The following is a 20,790-nucleotide window of genomic DNA, read 5'->3' on the forward strand; positions in this document are numbered from 1 at the left end:
AAAAAAATGCAATTTTTAAATGTTTATGATGCTTTTTTCATTAATCGGGGCAAATCTGTAAATTTCAATGCAATTTAATTTTAGGCGCAATTTTTCGTGTAACAAAATCTTTAGCCGTTAATAGTCCTGCATGTGCATAGCCGTAAATTGTAGCTTGATGCATTCGATACAATGAAACATACATTGATTTGGCAACAAAACCTTGAACATTGACCTGACCTAAAAGCTCACCAACCGCTTTATGTTTACTTAATGAGACTAAAGAACCTTTGTCTGAAAATACGAACATAGGGAGTTGTTGACCACGGATACGCGCCTTTAAGCAATCCACGAGAAATGACGCTTGTTGGCTAGCAACTTGAGCGCGTGGGCCGAGGACAGGCTCATCTGCACGCGGTTGGCAATGTGCACAATCACCAAAGGCGAAAATATCTGGGTGTGCCTTAGTTTGTAGTGTTGCATATACACTTAAACGCCCCATGTGGTCTTTTTCAAAGCCTTCAAGTTTAGAAATTACTTCTGGTGTTTTAATGCCTGCCGCCCAAACTTTTAGTTCGGCTTTAATTTTGCTTCCATCATTAAAATAAACATGTTCAGCATCGACTTTTTCCACACGTTTAGAGGTTAAGACCTCAATTTTCATGCGTTGTAATTGCTGCTGTGCATGCTCGGCCATTTTTTCAGGGAGTGCAGGCAGAATCCGATCAGCACCTTCAATCAAATTGATCTGTACGCTTTGAGGATGAATTTTATTTAAACCATATTTATAAAAATTATTTTTGGCTTCAACCAATTCTGCTGAAAGTTCAACCCCCGTTGCACCTGCGCCAATAATGGCAATTTTCAACTCACGTGCTGTATTGCTATTTTGCGCATCCAAATACAACTGTAAGAGATCTTGTTGGAAGATTTCAGCTTGTTGCAGGCTGTCTAAATAGTGGCAATGTTCATACACGCCTGGTGTATTAAAATCGTTGGAAACTGAGCCTAAAGCAAGAACAAGGGTGTCATAACTCAGTTGCAGTTGTTCTTGAGTAGATTCATATTTACCTTGTTGGACTTTGCTAAGCTGAATGGTTTTTTTCAGTAGGATGAACATTTTCAAACTTAGCCAACACAAATTCATAATGATGCTTCGCAGCATGCGCATAGTAGTTAATTTCTTCTTCACTAACCGACATAGTCCCTGCGGCAATTTCATGTAAAAGGGGTTTCCAGACATGCGTGAGTTTCATATCTACGAGGGTAATGCGCGCTTTCTTTTTTTTTCCCGAGTAAGTCACCGAGTTGCGTAACCAGTTCTAAACCACCGGCACCACCACCGACAATGACAATATGGTGTAACTTGGAGTCATCAGCGTTATTCATTGAATTCCCTATTTTATTATTGTTGAAAAAAAGAAGATGGCACGAGTATGCCATCTTCTTTATTGCACAAATAACGAATTGTCTTACAAGTTACATAATCACATCATTGACCTAAAGGGTAGGTTTTAACTTCTGCTGCATCCGTATTAAAGATGCTAAAAAGGCCTTTGATCCACATCATGAAACGCTCAAAAATATTGGCTTCTTCAATTTGCACGTCATCTTCGATATCAAAGGTATTGATCAGCTGGTTATTTTGATAAACCGTAACGGTGGCTAATTTCATCACTTCAGCCAAAGGCGCAGTGAGTTCTTTTTCATTCACTTCAACACTCAGTTTAGTCTGTGTTTCATGAAGTGGCTCAATGGCTTGAATTTGACCATTGCCGGTATTTAAAAGAATACGTTGCTGTGTGGGATCAAAAGCTTTTAAATCGATGGCATAAGCTTGATCATAAAGCGAAGTTGTAATCAGCTTAGGTTGTTGAGTTTCAACCTTAAACATTTTCAAGGTTGATTTAATCACAGGTAATTCTGCAATTAATTGCTTATCTTTGATTGCAACTTCATTACGTGTATAGGTATAAGCCAAGTTCATGAGGCTGTGTGCTACTTCTGCACGTTTTAAACCACTTTTTGCCCCTAATACCACAACAATCAAACGACGTTCTGGCGCGTCGGGATTTGCGATCAAACGGTTTGCTGTTAAAGCTAAGTTATAACCTGCAGCTTTGGTGAAACCTGTTTTTAAACCATCAACAGTAGGATCTTGTTTTAATAAGATATTTGTTGCACGGTGGAAGCGTTGGTTATAACTGAAACTTTGTTGTTTTGAATAATATAAATAGTCAGGTGTTTCGGTCACTAGCGCTTGCCCTAAACGAGCAAGGTCAGCCGCCGAAGAGTAATGTTCTGGCATGGTAATGCCGGCTGGATTTTGAAAATTAGTGTCATTCATGCCCAAAGCTTTGGCTTCTTTGTTCATGCGTTCAATAAATTTTGGAATATCACCAGAAATGCGTTCAGCTAAGGTTACTGCGGCATCATTGGCAGACATGACCACAAGACCTGCCAAAAGCTGATCAACTGAAATTTGTTCGCCTGCTTTGAGATACATTTGTGATTCATCCCATTGAACCACTTGTACAACTGGGGTTGCGGTTAGGATTTCATTTTTCTTTAATTGACCTGCTTTAATTTCCTTTAGAGCAATATAAGCTACCATCATTTTGGTAAGTGAAGCAGGGGCACGCTGAACATGGCTATTATGTTCTGCAATCACCTGACCCGACTGAGGGTCTAAAATGGTCCAAGCTTCAGCTTCAACGGTTTCAGGGACAATATTTAAAAGGGCAGCATTTGCTATCGTGGAGCATAGAAAACTAAGCAGCGCGATGAGGTAGATCACGTGTTTCAATGAGGTTCCTTAACCAACCATTCCGTTGGTGGTAAAACGAAAAAATTTTTAGGCATGCTATGCCTTTTTTTTTCTGCTGACTAGTCATAATTGTAGACAATTGCGACAGTTCCGCATTCCGTTGTAAAAAATGTTAATCTAATTGATAAGTTATCTTTTATTTATTTTATATCGCCCATTATGTTGCATTATCAAATCGAATTTGACGATTATCGTCAGCATCTAGTCCATGTCACTGCACGTTTCTTGGCAAATCCTACACAGGTGCTTTCGTTGCCTACTTGGATTCCCGGAAGTTACTTAATCCGTGAATTTTCGAAGCATATCGAAGCCGTTCGAGCATATGATGAAGATGGGCGTTTGTTACAAATTGAGAAATTTGAAAAAAATAAATGGCGTTTATTCAATACAGATCATGAGTTGATCACGGTTGAATATGATGTATATGCCTTTGACTTGTCGGTCCGTGGTGCTTATGTCGATCAAAGCCGTTTATATGTCAATCCAGCTTGCGCATGTTTAGGTTTAGTTGACCAAGAAGATACAGCCATTGAGGTTGAAGTTTTCTTGCCACCAGAGTTAAAGCATTTCCAACTTGCGACTGGATTGAAGTCAAAAAGTTTAGTGAAAGGTCGTTATACCTTATATGCAGATAACTATGCTCAGCTGATTGATGCACCGTTTGAACTGGCGGATCAAACCCGTTTCAGTTTTGAAGCCAACGGCATTCCGCATGAGTTTGTGGTGTCGGGCAAACATGCCATGAACGCGCAGCGTATGCAGCAAGACATCGAAAAAATTTGTTCGACTGAAATTTCAATGTTTGGTTCGGCGCCATTTAAAGACTATACCTTTATGACCATGGCAACGGCCAATAGCTATGGTGGTTTAGAGCATCCAAACAGTACGAGTTTAATTAGCCCGCGTGATGATTTGCCAAAAGCCAATGAACCTGTAGAACCATCGGCAGATTATCAACGTTTCTTAGGGTTATGCAGCCATGAATATTTCCACTCATGGTTGGTAAAATTTATCCGTCCAGAAAACTTTGTGAATTATGACCTCAACAAAGAAGGCTATACCTCTTTGCTTTGGATTTTTGAAGGTTTTACATCGTATTATGATGATTTGATCTTGCTGCGTAGCGGTGTGATCAATCAGGATTCTTATATCAAGCTTTTAAAAGCACAAATAGATCGCTATTTGCAAAATCCGGGTCGTGAGATTCAAACTGTGGCTGAATCAAGCTTTGATGCATGGGTGAAATTCTACCGTCAGGATGAAAACTCAAATAACGCAGGTACAAGTTACTACAACAAAGGTTGCCTCGTTGCATTGTGTTTAGATCTAGGCTTACGCCTGCGCGGTTCTAGCCTTGATGCCTTAATGCGTAAGCTATATGAAAATGCGCAAAATGGCATTCAAGTCAATGAACGGACTATTTTCAATTTATGTAATGAATTAACAGGTGATGATTGGTTAGAACAAATCAATCACTTGATTAATACTACAGATGAATTGCCGTTAGATCAGTTGTTCCCTGAGTTTGGCTTAAGCTATACACTCAAAAATGACAAATCATTGCCATTTGGTTTAAAACTGGCTGATAAGCCTGAAGGTGTGTTGGTTCAGTCTGCTCGCCGTGACGGTGCGGCGGCAAAAACTGGCTTGTCTGCAAATGATGTGATTATTGCAATTGATGGTCTAAAAGCGACAGTTAAATTGGCAGAAAAATATGCCAAGCAAGATGGAACTTATACCGTACTGGCATTCCGCCGTGATGAGTTGATGAGCTTTGAAGTAGAAGCGGCAGGTTCAGAATTGACGGAAGTTGAACTTAAAGTTGAAGATCAGGCTAAAGCTGAGAAGTGGTTAAAAGCTTAATTTGATAAGTATTTAATTTTCATGTAAAACCCATACTTAGGTATGGGTTTTTTATTAGTAAAAGATGAATCAAAAAAGTTTAAATTGGGGTATTGCTATTACAGGCATTTGGTTGACTGTAATTATTATTGTTTGGTTTTTTGGAGGTTTAGAATCTTCATCATCTTTAAATGAATTAGGAGATGCTCTTGCAGGCATTTTTGCGCCAATTGCATTCTTTTGGCTGATTATGGGGTATATACAACAAGGTAAACAGTTGGATCAAAATACCAAAGCTTTGGAACAGCAAGAAAGAGCGCTTCAATTGCAAATTGATGAGATGAAGGAGAGCGTTAAACAGCAAGGGTATCTTGCTCAGCTACAGTCAGAACAATTGAGAATGAATCATAATTCATGCCAACCTTACTTAGAATTATGCACTCCAAAATTAGAAATTGTTGATATTAGAGATCTATTAACTAATAAGCCTGAAAAGTTATGCTCATTAATTTTTAGTGTTTATTCGAGAATTAATGAATCAAGAATTGTTTTATTAATGACTTTGGATGACACAATTTATCAGCGTGAAATGAAAATATTAGTTGATGAGTCTATTGAATTTAAATTAAGGCTAGATTGTTTGAATGACACTTATACTAATGATTTTTTATCAGCAAAAATCAATGATTTGGATTTTAAATTTAAGATGAGATTTCAGAATATTTACGGATTAGAAACTGAAAATATTTATTCATATAGAATATTAAGACATGAAACAGGTGAGGTTCAAGTATTAAAGCCATCACTGAGAGATTCGTTAGTAGCAAGTAAAGTTGTATAAATTATGCTTCATAGATACATTTTTATTGAAAAAAAAGCTCACTGGCGTAAGCTTTTTTCAAACTAATTTTTAAGAAATAATATCAACGTCCGTTACGACCGCGGCCACGAGGGGCTTTAGTATTCGGACGAGTTGTGCCATTGGTACGGCGTTTTGGTTTTTCGCTCTCATCCATTTGCCAGATACGTTTTGTACCTGACTTTTTCACGGATCCGTCTTTATTCTTACGAACCATTGGCTTACCACCTGTACCGCCTGGTTTTTTCACATAAGAGCGCGAACGGTAAGGTTCTTCTGCAGGTACATTTTGAAAGTCAGGGTACAGTAAAGGCTCAATTTCTTTGGTTTCACCTGGTTCTAAACCCAATTGAACTAAATCGATGGCACCAATACGTGTACGAATTAAACGTAAAGTCGGGAAACCTACTGCTGAAGTCATACGACGAACTTGACGGTTACGGCCTTCGCAAATTTGGATTTCAACCCAAGAGGTTGGAATGTTTGCACGGAAACGTACAGGAGGATCACGATCCCATAACCATTCTGGCTGTTGCACTTTAATGGCTTTGGCTGGCAAAGTCATACCATCTTTTAGCTCAACGCCTTTACGTAATTGTTCAAGCGCTTCTTCTGTGATGTCGCCATCGACTTGCACTAAGTAGGTTTTGAACTTTTTATTTTCAGGATTGGTGATGTACTGATTTAAACCACCATGATCAGTTAAAAATACCAAACCTTCAGAGTCCATATCTAAACGACCTGCAATACGTAGACTAGGATCGTCCACGAAGTCAGATATGGTCATATGCGCTTCGTCTTTACGGAATTGGGAGAGCACGTCATATGGCTTGTTTAAGATGACGATTTTCATAGGAAATAACTTCTATTAAATACAATAATTCAAATTGGTTAAGATTTATTCAATAGGGAAATGCAGCTATTTCCCATCTAAATCTCAAAAAAGGTAGATTTGCTTTAGAGTATTATGCGTGAAGCGCAATTAAAAGTCTTATCAAACAGCAATTATTTTTTCACTCGCTTCTCAGGGAGGATCATAAAAATGGGTTATCAGAAGATCGTCGTTCCAGTGGATGGGACAAAAATTACAGTAAATTCAGACTTATCATTCAATGTTCCCAATAATCCAATTATTCCATTTATTGAAGGCGATGGTATTGGTGTTGATATCACGCCCGTGATGAAAACTGTGGTGAATGCCGCAGTACAAAAAGCTTATGGTGGAAAACGTGCCATAGAATGGATGGAAGTTTATTGTGGTGAAAAAGCCAATAAAATTTATGGTACCTATATGCCCGAAGAAACCTTTGAGGCTTTACGCGAATTTGTAGTTTCAATTAAAGGGCCGTTAACGACGCCTGTCGGTGGTGGCATTCGTTCGCTAAATGTTGCACTACGTCAAGAATTAGATCTCTACGTCTGTGTGCGCCCAGTACGTTGGTTTAAGGGTGTTCCTTCACCTGTTCAGCATCCTGAACGTACAGACATGGTGATCTTCCGAGAGAACTCAGAAGATATTTACGCAGGGATCGAATGGAAAGCAGATTCGCCTGAAGCCAAGAAAATGATCAAATTTCTTAAAGAGGAAATGGGCGTCACTAAGATTCGCTTTGAGGAAAATTGCGGTATCGGTATTAAGCCTGTATCTAAAGAAGGTTCTCAGCGTTTGGTTCGGAAAGCTATTCAATTCGCCATTGATAATGATAAGCCGAATGTCACCTTGGTGCATAAAGGCAATATCATGAAATATACCGAAGGTGCGTTTAAAGAGTGGGGTTATGAAGTCGCACTTGAGCGCTTTGGTGGTGAATTGCTAGATGGAGGTCCTTGGGTCAAAATAAAAAATCCGAAAACTGGCAAAGAGATCGTGATTAAAGATGCGATCGCAGACGCTTTTTTACAGCAGATTCTGATGCGTCCGACCGATTATTCAGTCATTGCTACCCTAAATTTAAACGGTGACTATATTTCAGATGCTTTGGCGGCCGAAGTTGGCGGTATTGGTATTGCACCGGGTGCCAATATTGGTGGCGCTGTGCAAGTATATGAAGCGACACATGGCACAGCGCCTAAATATGCGGGTCAAGATAAAGTAAACCCAGGTTCTATTATTCTGTCTGCAGAAATGATGCTGCGAAATTTGGGCTGGACAGAAGCTGCAGATCTAATTATTAAAGGTATTGCAGGGGCGATTGAAGCAAAAACAGTGACTTACGATTTTGAACGACTTATGCAAGGAGCAAAACTATTGCGTTGTTCGGAGTTTGGACAAGCCATCATTGAGCATATGGACTAACTTTATTTGCTAATCTAGGTGTAAAAAAGCTAGATGCATAAAAGGCTAGGTAAAAAGGATTGAATCATTCAGTCCTTTTTTAGGACTAAACATTAAAAACACAGAATCATAGCTTCACAATACCATTCAAAAAACAGCAATCAAAAGGTGGCTTCACGCAATCAATCAGATGGTCTGGCATGCTTGTCATGTTACTAAAAGTTTAAAACCGCACTATTCGAGTGAACTTAAGTAATGCAGAAAATAGAGGGGGATTGATTTCAAATTAATTATTCGCCAGTGATTTTACAATGACGTAATTCGAAACATTTATCGGCTTGGATCCTTGAAAATTAGCGGTACATTGGTTGTTGTCCTTTAGTAGAAGTACATCTAGTAGTAGCACATTGCGACACTTGTGATGAAAAGGAGAAATGAAATGTCTCGTAAACAGCATCAACAAAACCAACAAACTGATCAACAGCAGCAAAATGATCAGCAACAGCAACAGCAACAAGACCAAAAGAAACAGAAACAACAGCCACATCAACGAAATCAGCGTCAACAACATCATTAATAGGCTAAAGACTTTGTGAGTCAAAGTTCATTTGGTCAAACGATTTTCTAATTGAACGAAATTTAAGTTTTATACGTAGACGAGAAGGAGATGAATTTGTCTAAGAAAACCAAATCACTTAAAAAGGAAATTAAAGCGAGGTTGAACAAAATTTCAAAGCATAATTCTGCTTTGAAAAAGTTAAAGAAAAAGCTGAAAAAAGCTTAGTCCATTCACGATTTATCAAAAAGAAAAGACCTATTTAAATAGGTCTTTTCTTTATATACATGATTGGTGATGTAGTTGAATGTCTTGTGATCTACCTAGACGAGATGCTTACTTAATTTTGCTGTTCGAGTGAACCAAAAGAGTTGCATTGTTCCAATGCAGAGTACGCATGCGGCCAAAATAAATTGCTGTGAATAATCAATACCAATTCGCTGTAAAAAACTAAAGCTTATACCACCGATTAATTGAATAGATGCAAAGCACAGGGTTGCAATACTCCAGAGCTTTTTATAGGCGCTACCATAGATTTGCAGAATGGTATAAGAGGTGAGAAAAACCACTGCTGGATTGAGCAAGCCTGTCGCAAAAGAAGATAAAAAAGTAAAAAGTGGATGGATATTAATAATTGCTATAAAAATCGCCAAGACATAGCTGCTATATAATATTTTAAGAGCGCTGATATTTCCCAGTTTTTGTGCTAGGCAGTAAGCAGCAAATGCCCCTAAAGCACTCCCCAGACCATATAAAATCCAATTGAAATTGATCCCGATCGGGCTTAGGTGTAGGGTGTGAGTTAAATAGTCAATCCAAAATAATGAATGGGGCACGTAAGCAAAAGCACTGGTGCTATACACAATTAAGAGACAATAGAAAATTCCATCGACTTTATGTTCTACTGCTGGAATCGCGGTGAGTGTTGTGAGCTGTGATTTAAAACTCTTCAAAAGCACGCTGAGTAAAATACAAATCAGGGCTGAAAAAGAAAATAAAATCAACCAAGCCCACTTTGTCGACATTTGTTGGATGTAAGGCAAAAATAGCGTTGCCATTAGGACCCCCAAGCCAATGCCGCTAAAACCAATAAAGTTGATTTTAAAGCGGTCTTGAAGCTGTGAACATTGGGCCACAACACTTGGGGAGAGGATCATTAGTAAGCCGCCGCTGATCCCTGAAATAACGCGCCAAGTGCTATACCAAAGTTCTGAAAAACCTGAAAATGCACAACTGAGTAAACTGAGTGTTCCTGCAATAGCTGCAAGTTGGATGTAGCTCACCATACTTTTATTTTGGGGTAATTTCATGGCCCAAAATGCGCCGATTAAGTAGCCGAGCAAATTGGCGCTGCCTAAGATGCTGGCAAAACTTGGGCTCCAACCAAAGGCTTCACGGGTTGAAGGGAGGAGTGCGGTATAGGAAAAACGTAAGATCCCGATGCCTAGGCACATGCTTAGACAGAGAAATAGGCTCAGTTTAATTTTGTTTGAGAACATCCTGTACTCATGTATTTTTATGATTGGTTAAAAAATAACATGAATATGCTGTAGAAAAATCAACAGATCTTAAAGTTTTGACTAAGGTCTAAGCTCAAAATAAATTATTAAAAACTTAACGATTCAAAAAGATAGCTGTGGTGTGAGTACAGTAAGAAGTCAAATTTAAGCATACAGTAATAAAAAAACCGTACAGCACGTACGGTTTTTTTATTTTTAAAGCACTTATGAATTAACGCATTTTCGCCAAGAAACGACCTAAACGAGTGAGTGCTTCACGTAGTTCATTTTCAGCAGGTAAGAACACCACACGGAAATGATCAGGTGTTGGCCAGTTAAAGCCCGTACCTTGAACCAAAAGTACTTTTTCAGCACGAAGGAAATCCAACATGAATTTCTCATCGTCTTGAATTGGGTAAATTTCAGGGTCCAGTTTAGGGAAGCAGTACATAGCACCCTCTGGTTTCACACAAGATACACCCGGAATATCATTCAACATTTCCCAAGCAATGTTACGTTGTTCATATAAACGACCGCCCGGACGGATGAGATCATTAATTGATTGATAACCGCCTAAAGCTGTTTGAATCGCATATTGCGCTTGGTGGTTGGCACACAGACGCATCGACGCGAGCATGTCTAAACCTTCAATGTAGTCTAGCGCGCGTGATTTATCGCCTGTAATTGCCATCCAGCCTGAACGGTAACCTGCAATTCGATATGCTTTAGATAAGCCATTGAAAGAAATACACAGCTGATCACCTGCCAATGAAGCAACAGAAACATGCTCAATACCGTCATAAACGATCTTGTCGTAAATTTCATCAGCAAATAAAATTAAGTCGTATTTCTTCGCAAGAGCTACAATTTGCTCAAGCACATGACGTGGGTAAACCGCACCTGTTGGGTTGTTCGGGTTAATCACCACGATACCGCGGGTATTCGGGGTGATTTTACTTTCCATGTCGGCAATATCTGGATACCAGAAGTTTTCTTCATCACATTTATAGTGAATAGCTGTACCGCCAGAAAGGTTAACTGCTGCTGTCCAAAGCGGATAATCTGGCATAGGCACTAGCATTTCGTCGCCATCGTCGAGCAAGCCTTGCATTGCCATCACGATCAGTTCAGATACGCCATTACCAACATACACGTCATTCACGTGCATGTTTAAGATACCTTTTTGTTGATAATACTGACAAATCGCTTTACGCGCAGGGAAGATGCCTTTTGAGTCGGTATAACCAATTGCATTTGGCAGGTTGAGTGCCACGTCGTTAATAATTTCTTGAGGCGCTTCAAAACCAAAAGGAGCAGGGTTACCAATATTTAATTTAATAATTTTATGGCCAGCCTCTTCCATCTCATTGGCCGCTCGCAACACTGGTCCGCGAATGTCGTAGCAAACATGCTCGAGCTTAGACGATTTCTTAATTTCGCGTGGTGTGTTAAACGTATTCGGCATTTTTATATTCTCGGAAAGAGTGGAGGTCACTTTTGCATAACGGTATAAATAGCTTTTAAATGTCTCGGTCGTTACTAAATCGAGATGATGTTCATCTCTGAGTAAAGCAACTATTTTTTCATGCGTAAACCCTGCCTGTTGATATTGTTTGATCACGGGCAGCAGATTTTTAAAAATTACGCTCTTTTTCTGCGACATTTTTTAATCCTGAGCAAGAGTAGCGCTAAGATTATCACTAAAGTTGCTCACAAAAAAGCATTTAATTTGGTGTTTTGCTTACCATTGATTTAGATTTGCTTACCTTTTGCTTTTTTGGTCATTATATAGATTTTGTAAATTGTTGAATAAAGACTAGAAATTTAAGAATGAATGACGTAAATATAGGATTATCCTATTTTAAATACCACGATATAAAGGGACGTCATCATGGGAAAACTCAATAAAACAGAAAGAGAATGGCAAAGAGAATTGTCACCAGAAGAGTTTCGCATAACGCGTCAGAAAGGCACGGAGCAAGCTTTCACTGGAAAATATTGGAATACTAAACAAGCTGGTACTTATGTATGCCGTTGTTGCGGGGAACCGCTTTTTTCTTCTGAAACAAAATACGATAGCGGTTGTGGTTGGCCGAGCTTTTATAAGCCGATTGAACCTGCTGCGGTGGAAGAAAATGTAGATACGACACACGGTATGGTCAGGACAGAAATTGTTTGTCATCATTGTGACGCACATTTAGGGCATGTTTTTGCTGATGGCCCACAGCCGACTGGATTACGTTATTGTATTAATTCGGCATCCTTAGAATTAGAAACAAAAGAAAAAAATGATGAGGAAACTTATCCATGACAACTATTCACCAGTTTGAAGCAGAATTACTGGACGGAAGTAATAAATCCTTTGCAGATTATGAAGGTAAGGTTTTATTAATTGTAAATACCGCCAGCAAATGTGGGTTCACTCCTCAATTTGCAGGTTTGGAGAAAATTTACGAACAGTATAAAGATCAAGGTTTTGAGGTTTTAGGTTTTCCATGCAACCAATTTGGCGGACAAGATCCGGGTTCGAATGATCAAATTGGCGCGTTTTGTCAAAAAAACTATGGCGTATCTTTCCCGATGTTTGCCAAAGTGAATGTAAAAGGCCCTGAAGCGCATGTGATTTTCCGTTACTTAACCAATAACTCGAAAGGTGTATTGGGAAATGGCATTAAGTGGAATTTTACGAAGTTTTTAATTGGAAAAAATGGTCAGGTCTTAAACCGCTATGCACCCACGACCAAGCCTGAAACATTGAATGAAGATATTGAAAAAGCTTTGGCTCAGTCAAAATGAAGTGAATCATTGGCCGAACTGAGGTTGATATAAAGGCGCGGAAGCGTCTTTATTTTTTGGATGTTTTATACTGAAGTGTCTTTATTTGAAGGTCATAACATTGTTTAAGCAGATGGTTAAACGTCGAATTTGTGTTTTAACGTTTTTTTTACTCGTATGTGTGGGGTTAGCTTGGGCAGATAGCACTCCAAGTGCATCTGAACCTACAAAAATGTCTGTTGTTGCAAGCAATCTAGACCGTACTACAGATGCTCGGGTCAACGCATTATTGCAATTGTTAAAAACACCTATAGAAGAATACCAACCTACGCGTGTTGCAGATGTAATTGATCCACATGTAAAACCGAAAATGTATGAAGTTTCTTGGGTAAATGCACCGAAATATGTGCTGTCTGCGTCTGAAATGAAAACATATAAGCATCCCGTCAAACTACAGCTCACCGTGATTGCTGCAACAGGCTATATTGGTGGCTCAAAACTTATTGCAAGTTCAGGCTCTAAAAACTTTGATCAAAAAGTACAAAAATCCTTATTAGTTGCGCGACTTGAACCTATTCCGATGGTTGATAAAAATCTCAGTTATACTGTTGAACATGAATTTTCTCTTCATCCACCTCAATAAGCTTATAGCAGAAGGCAAATTTTGAGTTTCATAAATGATCTGTTATTACTGGTGGATCTAATTGATAATGAAAGATATTACTTTGCAACTAGCTAAAACCTTTCAGATGTCTGCTTATCTATTCGCTTTACAACAATCCGTTATGACCATACTTATTTTTCATACAGTGTTTAACACTGAGCGAACCTCGAACATTTAAATTGGGTGGTACATTTGATTTCTAATAGTGTTCAATGATTTCTTAATGATTGTTTATAAATAATTATTGCTAGATGATTAGCTCTGAATGATTGTTAAGAAATGACACAAATAAAAATGCCCCAAATCAGGGGGCATTTATTTTAAGCAGAACACTTTAAATCAATTAAAGCACTGCTTTTAAGCGACGAATCACTTCTTCACATTGGGTAATATCAGCAACAAGGGCTAAACGGACATGGTTTTCACCCGGATTACCTTGTGCCGTATCACGCGATAAATAACGGCCTGGAAGCACTTTAACGTGTGCTTTTTCCATTAGCATTTTCGCAAAAGTTTCATCATTATCGACTTTTAACCAGTAGTAGAACCCAGCATCAGGTTTTTGTAATGGTAGTAGGTGACCCAGTTCGCGTTGGAATAATTCAAATTTTGCACGGTACTGTACGCGGTTTTCTTCGACGTGTGCTTCATCATCCCAAGCTGCAATTGAAGCTAACTGGTGTTGAACAGGCATCGCAGCGCCATGATAAGTACGGTATTGTAAATAAGGTTTTAAAAGCGCAGCATCACCTGCAACAAAGCCAGAACGCATACCCGGTAAGTTAGAACGCTTAGACAGTGAGTGGAATACCACGCAGTTCTTATAATCATCACGGCCTATTTCAGCACAGACTTCAAGCAGACCAACAGGTGCTTCATCAAACCAAAGCTCTGAGTAGCATTCATCAGATGCAATCACAAAATTATATTGGTCAGACAGTGCAATCAGTTTTTTAAACTGTTCTTTAGAAAGTACCGCACCTGTAGGATTACCCGGTGTGCAGACAAACAGTAAAGCGGTTTTTTCCCAAACTTCAGCTGGCACAGCGTCAAAGTCGCCAAGGTAGTTATTTTCTTCTGTACAGTTGATGAAGTAAGGCTCTGCACCCGCAAGTAAAGTTGCGCCTTCATAGATTTGGTAAAACGGATTTGGCATCACCACATAAGGGGTGTCTTCACGTTTAATCAAAGCTTGTACAAACGAGAAGATCGCTTCACGTGTACCTGACACAGGCAGGACGTTGGTGTCTGCACTGATGCTATTGAGTTTAAAGCGACGGGTTAACCAATTTGCAATACTTGTGCGGAGCTCAGGTAAACCTTTACTGTTTGGGTAAGTGGATAAGTGCTGAAAATTATCAATAATGGCCTGTTTCACAAACTCCGGTGCAGGATGCTTTGGTTCACCAATCGATAGGGGAATCAAAGGCAAATCTGCGGGTTTCACATCCTGAAATAGCTTATTTAGCTTTTCAAATGGATAAGGGTGCAATAATGACAAACTGGAGTTCATGGAATGGATACCGATCAATTTAAGTTAATGATGACTACAAACCTGATTCGATGCTTCATCGAGTGCTGACTTTAACTGTGCAGCAAACGTTTCCGCTTCTGAATCACTCATAGGTGAGCCATCTTTTTTAGTGACATAGAAAATATCTTCAGCACGTTCACCGAGCGTTGCAATTTTCGCAGAGTGAATATCTAGACCTTGCATCATAAATAAACCACCAACTTTAGCAAGTAAGCCCGGATGGTCAAGTGTCGCAATTTCAACCATATTTTGTTGAAGTGCTTCATTGAAAGAAATACTCACGGTATTTTCAATATCAAAATGACGCAGTTGACGTGGAATGCGACGTTGCATCAGGCCTGGGTACTTGTCTGATTGGCTCAAGGCTTTTTTAAGCGCTTCAATAACGGTTTGCTCACGCTCTGGATCTGTTAATAAGGTGCCAAAACGGTCAAGTACAACATAGGTGTCCAAACTAAATGCAGTGGATGCAGTGATAATACGGGCATCTTGAACATCTAGATTCATTCTGTCCAAAATAGCCACTGTGGTCGCAAACAAGTTAGGCTGATCTTGGGTGTAAATAAAGATCTGTACCGCATCTTGTGCAAATTTGCGATGTGCTCGCATCATCACCAATGGTTCTGCATTATTGCCATGTTTTAAAATGGCGCGCGTATGCCATGCGATTTCATCGGCAGATTCTTTCAGGAAATATTCATCACCGAGTTCTTGCCAAACAGTTTCTACATCGTAGAGCGAAAAATCGTTGACTAATAGTTCACTGGCCGCAAATTTAGTGTCTTCGATCAGCATTGGATAATCTACAGGACGACCCAAACCAGAACGAATCACATCACGCGCTTGTGTATACAGTTGGCGCATGAGGGATGCACGCCATGTATTCCAAAGTGTCGGATTGGTTGCGTTGATATCAGCAACTGTCAAGGTGTAGAGATAGTCGAGATGCTCCATATCGCCCATTTTCTCAGCAAATTCTTTCACCACATCTGGATCGGAAATGTCTTTTTTCTGAGAAGTAACGGACATCAATAGATGGTTTTGAATCAACCATGCGACAAGGTTGCATTCACGTTCAGTAAACCCATGGGTACGGCAGAATTTAATTGCATCTGCTGCACCAAGTTCACTGTGGTCACCGCCGCGACCCTTGGCGATATCATGGAAAATTGCCGCTAAATAAACAATGTCACGGCGCGCCAGTCGTTGGAATACGGAGCTAACGACAGGGAAGTCCTTAGCAAATTCAGGCTCTTTAAAACGGTTTAAATTACGTAGTAGTAATAGGGTATGGGCATCGACAGTGTAAATATGGAACAAGTCATATTGCATGAGTCCCATGATTTGCCCAAAGGCAGGAATATAGTTGCCGAGCACGCCATAACGTTTCATCGCCACCATGGTGTCGTATAAACGGTAGGGTGAGCGAATGATCGCCATAAATAAGGCTTGATGTGCAGGATTGTCACGGAAGTTCTGATCAATACGTTTTGCTGCAAGTGACAATAGACGTAAAGTTCGGGCACGAATCCCTTCAATTTCTGGACGATTCGCCAAGAGGTAGAAAATTTCTAGAATAGCACTTGGATTTTCAGAGAAAATTTTATGATGCTGTACCGCTAATTTGCCATCGACTAATTTGAAGTTAGCATTGATCTCTTCAATTTTACGTTCATAGTCAGGCAAGCGCGGTGTGATGACCGATTCATTAAAATAAGCCAAGAGCATTTCATTTAACGTCGTCACTTGCTGAGCGCTACGGTAGTAACGTTTCATGAACTGTTCGATTGGATAATTCGGTGATTTACCTTCTTCACGTTGATAGCCAAATTTAGCGGCAATGTCACGTTGATAATCAAACAATAATCGGTTTTCGTCGCGCTTGGTTAAGCGATGTAAATGATGACGAATTTCCCAAAGAAAGCTTTCTGTTTCTTCAAGAACGCCAAGTTCAAACTCTGAAATAAAACCCAAATGTACAAGGTCATAGATGCGATTGACACGGAAATGACGCTTAGCAATCCATCCGATTTGGTTGATATCACGGATACCGCCGGGCGCATTTTTAATATCGGGTTCTAAGTTGCTTTCGGTATTGTTATGTTGAGCATAGCGTTTGGCTTGCTCTTGCATTTTTGCATCATAGAAGGTTTTATCCGTCCATGTCTGCGATACGATACGGCGTGGCCATTTGGCTAGGTGTTCATTGCCCACAATCAAACGTGCTTCGATCAGCGCTGTTGCCACGGTTAAATCATTGGTGGCTTGAGCAACACAATCGTTAATAGTACGTACACTGATGCCCGGCTTGAAATTACCGACATCCCAAAGTGTGGAAATAAAGCTGGATATGAGTTTTTCTTGTTCTGGGCTGATTTCATCTTCAGACAAAATCATGATATCGACGTCGGAGTAAGGCAGCATTTCGCGGCGACCATAGCCACCGACAGCAAATAAACCGAGATCAGTTTGGTCGAGTTCAGCATGTGTCCATAAGAACTTTAAGGCTTCATCGATCAGGTTTGATCGCGCCAAAATCACATCACGAATCGACTGTCCATTTTCAAAGCATTCCTGTAGCTGATTTTCAACATCTGAGCGCCATTGGTTAATCGCCTGAATGTCGTGGTTACTTTTAATGTAATTCAGCAGAGGAAGCGTATTGATCATGAACAGTGGTCCGTTAAGGTGTTACAAACTTAGTTTTGTTGAACACTGACTTGTTGTGCAGCATGTTGAGCAAGTTCACGTGCGTGATCTGTGGTTTCAGCACGTGCTGTTGCTACGCCCATACGGCGACGTTTAAAGCCTTCTGGTTTACCAAAGAGGCGTAAATCGGTGTCTGGATTAGCCAAAGCAAGATTTAAGCCAGTAAATGATAAATTGGTATCATCCACGCCTGCATAGATGACTGCGCTCGCAGCAGTACTGTGTCGAGCAGTATTCACAGGCAGACCAAGAATGGCACGTGCATGCAGTTCGAATTCGCTTTGGAATTGCGATGCAAGAGTGACAAGGCCTGTATCGTGTGGACGAGGTGATACCTCACTAAACCATACTTTATCGCCTTTGACAAACAGTTCCACCCCAAAAATGCCACATCCACCTAATGCAATGGTTACTTTATTGGCAATACGCTTGGCTTCCTCTAATGCAAGAGCAGTCATGAGTTGTGGCTGCCAACTTTCTACATAGTCACCAGCGTCTTGGCGGTGGCCAATTGGGTCGCAAAATGATGTTTCAATTTCACCTGTTTCTGCATTTTTTGCACGAACAGTCAGCAGGGTGATTTCAAAGTCAAAGTCAATTTGTGATTCCACGATCACTGTACCTTGATTTACACGCCCACCTGTTTGTGCATATTCCCAAGCAGCATCGACTTCACCAAAGCTTTTTACACGTGACTGTCCTTTACCCGAAGACGACATGACAGGCTTAACAAAGTTTGGATAGCCAATGTCATCGCATGCAGCACGGAACGCTTCAAGGGTATTGGCAAATCGGTAGGCTGAAGTCGGGAGTCCAAGCTCTTCGGCAGCTAGACGGCGAATCCCTTCACGGTTCATCGTCAGGTTTACAGCTTTTGCTGATGGAATTACTGTTGCGATATTTTGTTCTTCAATCTCGACCAAAACTTGAGTCGCAATGGCTTCAATTTCAGGGACAATCAAATGAGGCTTAACTTGAGAAATTAAGGCTTTAAGTGCCTCAGGATCTGCCATATTTAAAGTATGAGAAAAATGTGCAACTTGCATGGCCGGAGCATGGTCATAACGATCGGCAGCATGAACTTCTACACCCAAACGTTGCAATGAAATCACAACTTCTTTACCGAGTTCACCAGAACCTAACAGTAAGACTTTATACGCTGAAGACTGAAGTGGAGTACCAATAGTGACGCTCATGTAATCATCCATGCTTGATTTTATGGGAATTTAAGCATAGCAGAACTTGTTCGAGAGATAAGCGAGTGTTCACATAAATAAATGATATTGTCCAACAATTTTTTTTATATCTTTATGGGTATGCGTTCGTGTAATTATTTACCTGTGAAAATCTTTAAAAAGTGGTATTTAGTTGTTTTTATTTAAATTCACTTTAAATATACCTGCATTTTTTACAGATGCAGAGAATGGCTTAATATCCAAATTTGCACATTGAAGCGCACAAAGCTGTATAGATGTTTGGCGGAAATTGGGCTAGTACAGCAATCCGAGCAGTGGTGCGGCGCATATGCATAAAATCAATATTAAGCCAATTAAAATGGCAGTGAAATAGAGTGCGTCTGCAGCTACCGATAGAAGGTGAAATGATGAATTGAGCCATGAACTGAGGCTGAAAATGCACAATAGAAAAATCAATAAGAAGCCGATCAGCTGCAGAAAATTGCTGAACAGACGGAGCATAGATATGTGCGGAAACAACAGGCGACGCGGGTGTAAATGCAGAATCTGCTGTGTGCAGTTATATAAGCCGACAATCTTCTTTTGCTGATTTTTTTCGACATAAATGGCGCGGATCTGATCTGCAGGTTGGCAATGTACAGCGCAGAAATTACCACTGAACAGCTGGTTTTGAATGAAGCATTGAAAATATACGCTTTCTATGGGCTTTTGCAGTCCCCAACGCAATTCAGATGGTTGTATAGAATGAATATAAATTTTGCCTTGAATAAAATGGTGCTTTGCCATCTATTGGTTTTCGCTACATTTTTTATGTTATGCGTTGACTATCTCATAAATATTGCAAATTAAAAAGTACAGGCTAAAGAAGCGCGTACTTGAGGGGGATTTGGATTGTCGCTGTCTCGGCTTTAGAGATGAAAAGGTATATAGGTATAGACTAAGCCGTAAGTCAGTGCCGCAGTGAGCGTAGCAGGGACAATTTTTTTAAACTTAAAATACAAGCCTGCAAGCACCGCAAATCCAACCAACATGGCAAAGCTTTTATTTGGGGTTTCAAGCAGAGGCGGTAAGGTTGCAACCACCAACATTGAACTAATTGCAGCGATACCAATCGAGCCCAAAGCGATTTTAAGCCATAAAGAACCACGCTGTTGTGAACCTTGCTGAAATTTCTGAATTACAAAAAATGGCCCAAAACGTGATGCAAAATTCGCAATCCCGACCAAAATCCCGACCAAGATAATTTCTAGATTCATGATGCTTCACCCATATGTTCAGGATCAGGTTTTTTTAAGACATAATGTTTGAATAAACCGGCAAAAATACCAGAAGAAATACCGATAAAAATCGCGGCAGACAAGTCAATAAAGTAGCAGGCAATCGCAGAAACAATAATTGTAACCGTGACCACAAATGTATGTTTTTTCTCAAATGCTGCAAGTAAAAAGCTTAAAAACAATGCAGGCAGTAGGAAGTCGAGTGCGGCTTGTAAAAATTGTGGAAGGTTGCTGACTTGATCGGCAAATAAACCGCCTAAAAATGAGCCTATTGCCCAAGACAGCCAACTAAATAAGCTGAGTCCTAACATCCAAGATTCTGACCATTCTTGACGACGTTGCGACAGTTTGATCATGCCTGATGCGAAAACTTCGTCGGTTAAACCCCAAGCCCAAACTGCCGTTTTCTTTAAATTGAGTCGGTCTTGAATCAGGTTTTGTAAAGCAGGACCGTAGAGCAAATGGCGTATATCGAGAGCAATTACAGTAAGAGCAGTCATCCAAATAGATGTTCCACTTCCCAGTAACGCTACGACGAGAAACTGACTGGCACCTGCATACATAGAGCATGATAAAAATAAGGCTTCCCACGCAGTGAAACCAAATTGAGTCGCAGAAACTCCAAATGCAAAAGAAACAGGAAGATAGGTAAAGATAATGGCTTGACTATCTTTAGCACCTTGCCAAAAACCCGCAGGCTGAACTGTAGGAAGTTTGTGCTCAGACACGACACACCTTTGAAAGAGTTGAACAACAGGTCAAATGATGATTGAGTATTGTACTCGAATTCACTAGCAT

At 40.0% G+C, this 20,790-nt stretch carries 17 protein-coding genes and 1 pseudogene; 7 read left to right on the forward strand and 11 right to left on the reverse strand.

Annotated features, from left to right (window positions below; all coding sequences use genetic code 11):
- Window positions 1-64: 64 nt before the first annotated feature.
- Window positions 65-1,368, reverse strand: a pseudogene (locus FTU64_RS11680) (NAD(P)/FAD-dependent oxidoreductase).
- 103 nt (window positions 1,369-1,471) lie between these two features.
- The gene (locus tag FTU64_RS11685; protein ID WP_180059774.1) at window positions 1,472-2,785 is read right to left on the reverse strand and encodes a D-alanyl-D-alanine carboxypeptidase PBP6B; all 1,314 of its coding nucleotides are present in this window, start codon (window positions 2,783-2,785) and stop codon (window positions 1,472-1,474) included.
- Between the two features lie 180 nt (window positions 2,786-2,965).
- Between FTU64_RS11685 and FTU64_RS11690 the strand changes: the two genes are divergently transcribed.
- Entirely contained in the window at window positions 2,966-4,669 is a 1,704-nt protein-coding gene (locus tag FTU64_RS11690; RefSeq protein ID WP_180059775.1) for a M61 family metallopeptidase, read from the forward strand.
- A 64-nt stretch (window positions 4,670-4,733) separates the two neighbouring features.
- On the forward strand, window positions 4,734-5,489 hold the full coding sequence (locus tag FTU64_RS16385) for a hypothetical protein (protein WP_257222247.1): 756 nt from the start codon (window positions 4,734-4,736) through the stop codon (window positions 5,487-5,489).
- Between the two features lie 82 nt (window positions 5,490-5,571).
- On the opposite strand, the gene FTU64_RS11700 is transcribed toward FTU64_RS16385, so the two are convergent.
- Complete coding sequence (locus tag FTU64_RS11700; RefSeq protein ID WP_078194376.1) at window positions 5,572-6,360, reverse strand: rRNA large subunit pseudouridine synthase E; 789 nt, start codon at window positions 6,358-6,360, stop codon at window positions 5,572-5,574.
- Between the two features lie 189 nt (window positions 6,361-6,549).
- On the opposite strand from FTU64_RS11700, the gene icd reads away from it, so the two are divergent.
- Together icd and FTU64_RS11710 are read left to right on the forward strand one after the other, a co-directional pair.
- A complete protein-coding gene (gene icd, locus FTU64_RS11705; RefSeq protein WP_180022563.1) occupies window positions 6,550-7,803 on the forward strand; it encodes an NADP-dependent isocitrate dehydrogenase in 1,254 nt (417 codons plus the stop codon).
- Between the two features lie 418 nt (window positions 7,804-8,221).
- Entirely contained in the window at window positions 8,222-8,359 is a 138-nt protein-coding gene (locus tag FTU64_RS11710; protein ID WP_180004097.1) for a hypothetical protein, read from the forward strand.
- Window positions 8,360-8,661: 302 nt separating this feature from the next.
- On the opposite strand, the gene FTU64_RS11715 is transcribed toward FTU64_RS11710, so the two are convergent.
- Window positions 8,662-9,837 carry a YbfB/YjiJ family MFS transporter gene (locus FTU64_RS11715; RefSeq protein WP_180059776.1) on the reverse strand — a complete coding sequence of 392 codons (1,176 nt, stop codon included), beginning with the start codon at window positions 9,835-9,837 and terminating at the stop codon, window positions 8,662-8,664.
- A 232-nt stretch (window positions 9,838-10,069) separates the two neighbouring features.
- On the reverse strand, window positions 10,070-11,500 hold the full coding sequence (locus tag FTU64_RS11720) for a pyridoxal phosphate-dependent aminotransferase (RefSeq protein WP_078189059.1): 1,431 nt from the start codon (window positions 11,498-11,500) through the stop codon (window positions 10,070-10,072).
- A gap of 228 nt (window positions 11,501-11,728) precedes the next feature.
- Between FTU64_RS11720 and msrB the strand changes: the two genes are divergently transcribed.
- The 3 genes from msrB (at window position 11,729) to FTU64_RS11735 (ending at window position 13,255) form a co-directional block, all read left to right on the forward strand.
- A complete protein-coding gene (gene msrB / locus FTU64_RS11725; RefSeq protein WP_078189058.1) occupies window positions 11,729-12,148 on the forward strand; it encodes a peptide-methionine (R)-S-oxide reductase MsrB in 420 nt (139 codons plus the stop codon).
- Window positions 12,145-12,633: a glutathione peroxidase gene (locus FTU64_RS11730; protein WP_078194370.1), complete on the forward strand. Its 489-nt coding sequence runs from the start codon at window positions 12,145-12,147 to the stop codon at window positions 12,631-12,633. The genes msrB and FTU64_RS11730 overlap by 4 nt, the downstream gene beginning before the upstream one ends.
- 100 nt (window positions 12,634-12,733) lie before the next feature.
- Window positions 12,734-13,255: an energy transducer TonB gene (locus FTU64_RS11735; RefSeq protein ID WP_180059777.1), complete on the forward strand. Its 522-nt coding sequence runs from the start codon at window positions 12,734-12,736 to the stop codon at window positions 13,253-13,255.
- A 364-nt stretch (window positions 13,256-13,619) separates the two neighbouring features.
- Here the strand turns inward: FTU64_RS11735 and dapC are convergent, their stop codons facing one another.
- From dapC to FTU64_RS11765, 6 genes are all read right to left on the reverse strand, one after another.
- A complete protein-coding gene (gene dapC / locus FTU64_RS11740; RefSeq protein WP_180059778.1) occupies window positions 13,620-14,789 on the reverse strand; it encodes a succinyldiaminopimelate transaminase in 1,170 nt (389 codons plus the stop codon).
- Between the two features lie 24 nt (window positions 14,790-14,813).
- Window positions 14,814-17,480 (reverse strand): [protein-PII] uridylyltransferase, encoded by a 2,667-nt coding sequence (glnD, locus tag FTU64_RS11745; protein WP_180059779.1) that lies wholly within the window; start codon window positions 17,478-17,480, stop codon window positions 14,814-14,816.
- 29 nt (window positions 17,481-17,509) lie between these two features.
- Window positions 17,510-18,715, reverse strand: coding sequence for a formate-dependent phosphoribosylglycinamide formyltransferase (gene purT, locus FTU64_RS11750; RefSeq protein ID WP_168379648.1), 1,206 nt, complete (start codon window positions 18,713-18,715; stop codon window positions 17,510-17,512).
- Between the two features lie 294 nt (window positions 18,716-19,009).
- Complete coding sequence (locus FTU64_RS11755; RefSeq protein WP_180059780.1) at window positions 19,010-19,501, reverse strand: hypothetical protein; 492 nt, start codon at window positions 19,499-19,501, stop codon at window positions 19,010-19,012.
- 122 nt (window positions 19,502-19,623) lie between these two features.
- A complete protein-coding gene (gene ygaH, locus FTU64_RS11760) occupies window positions 19,624-19,971 on the reverse strand; it encodes an L-valine transporter subunit YgaH (protein ID WP_078189050.1) in 348 nt (115 codons plus the stop codon).
- Complete coding sequence (locus FTU64_RS11765; protein ID WP_180059781.1) at window positions 19,968-20,720, reverse strand: AzlC family ABC transporter permease; 753 nt, start codon at window positions 20,718-20,720, stop codon at window positions 19,968-19,970. The genes ygaH and FTU64_RS11765 overlap by 4 nt, the downstream gene beginning before the upstream one ends.
- Window positions 20,721-20,790 lie beyond the last annotated feature (70 nt).

This window comes from Acinetobacter sp. YH12128 (assembly GCF_013418655.1).
Classification (GTDB): Bacteria; Pseudomonadota; Gammaproteobacteria; order Pseudomonadales; family Moraxellaceae; genus Acinetobacter; species Acinetobacter amyesii.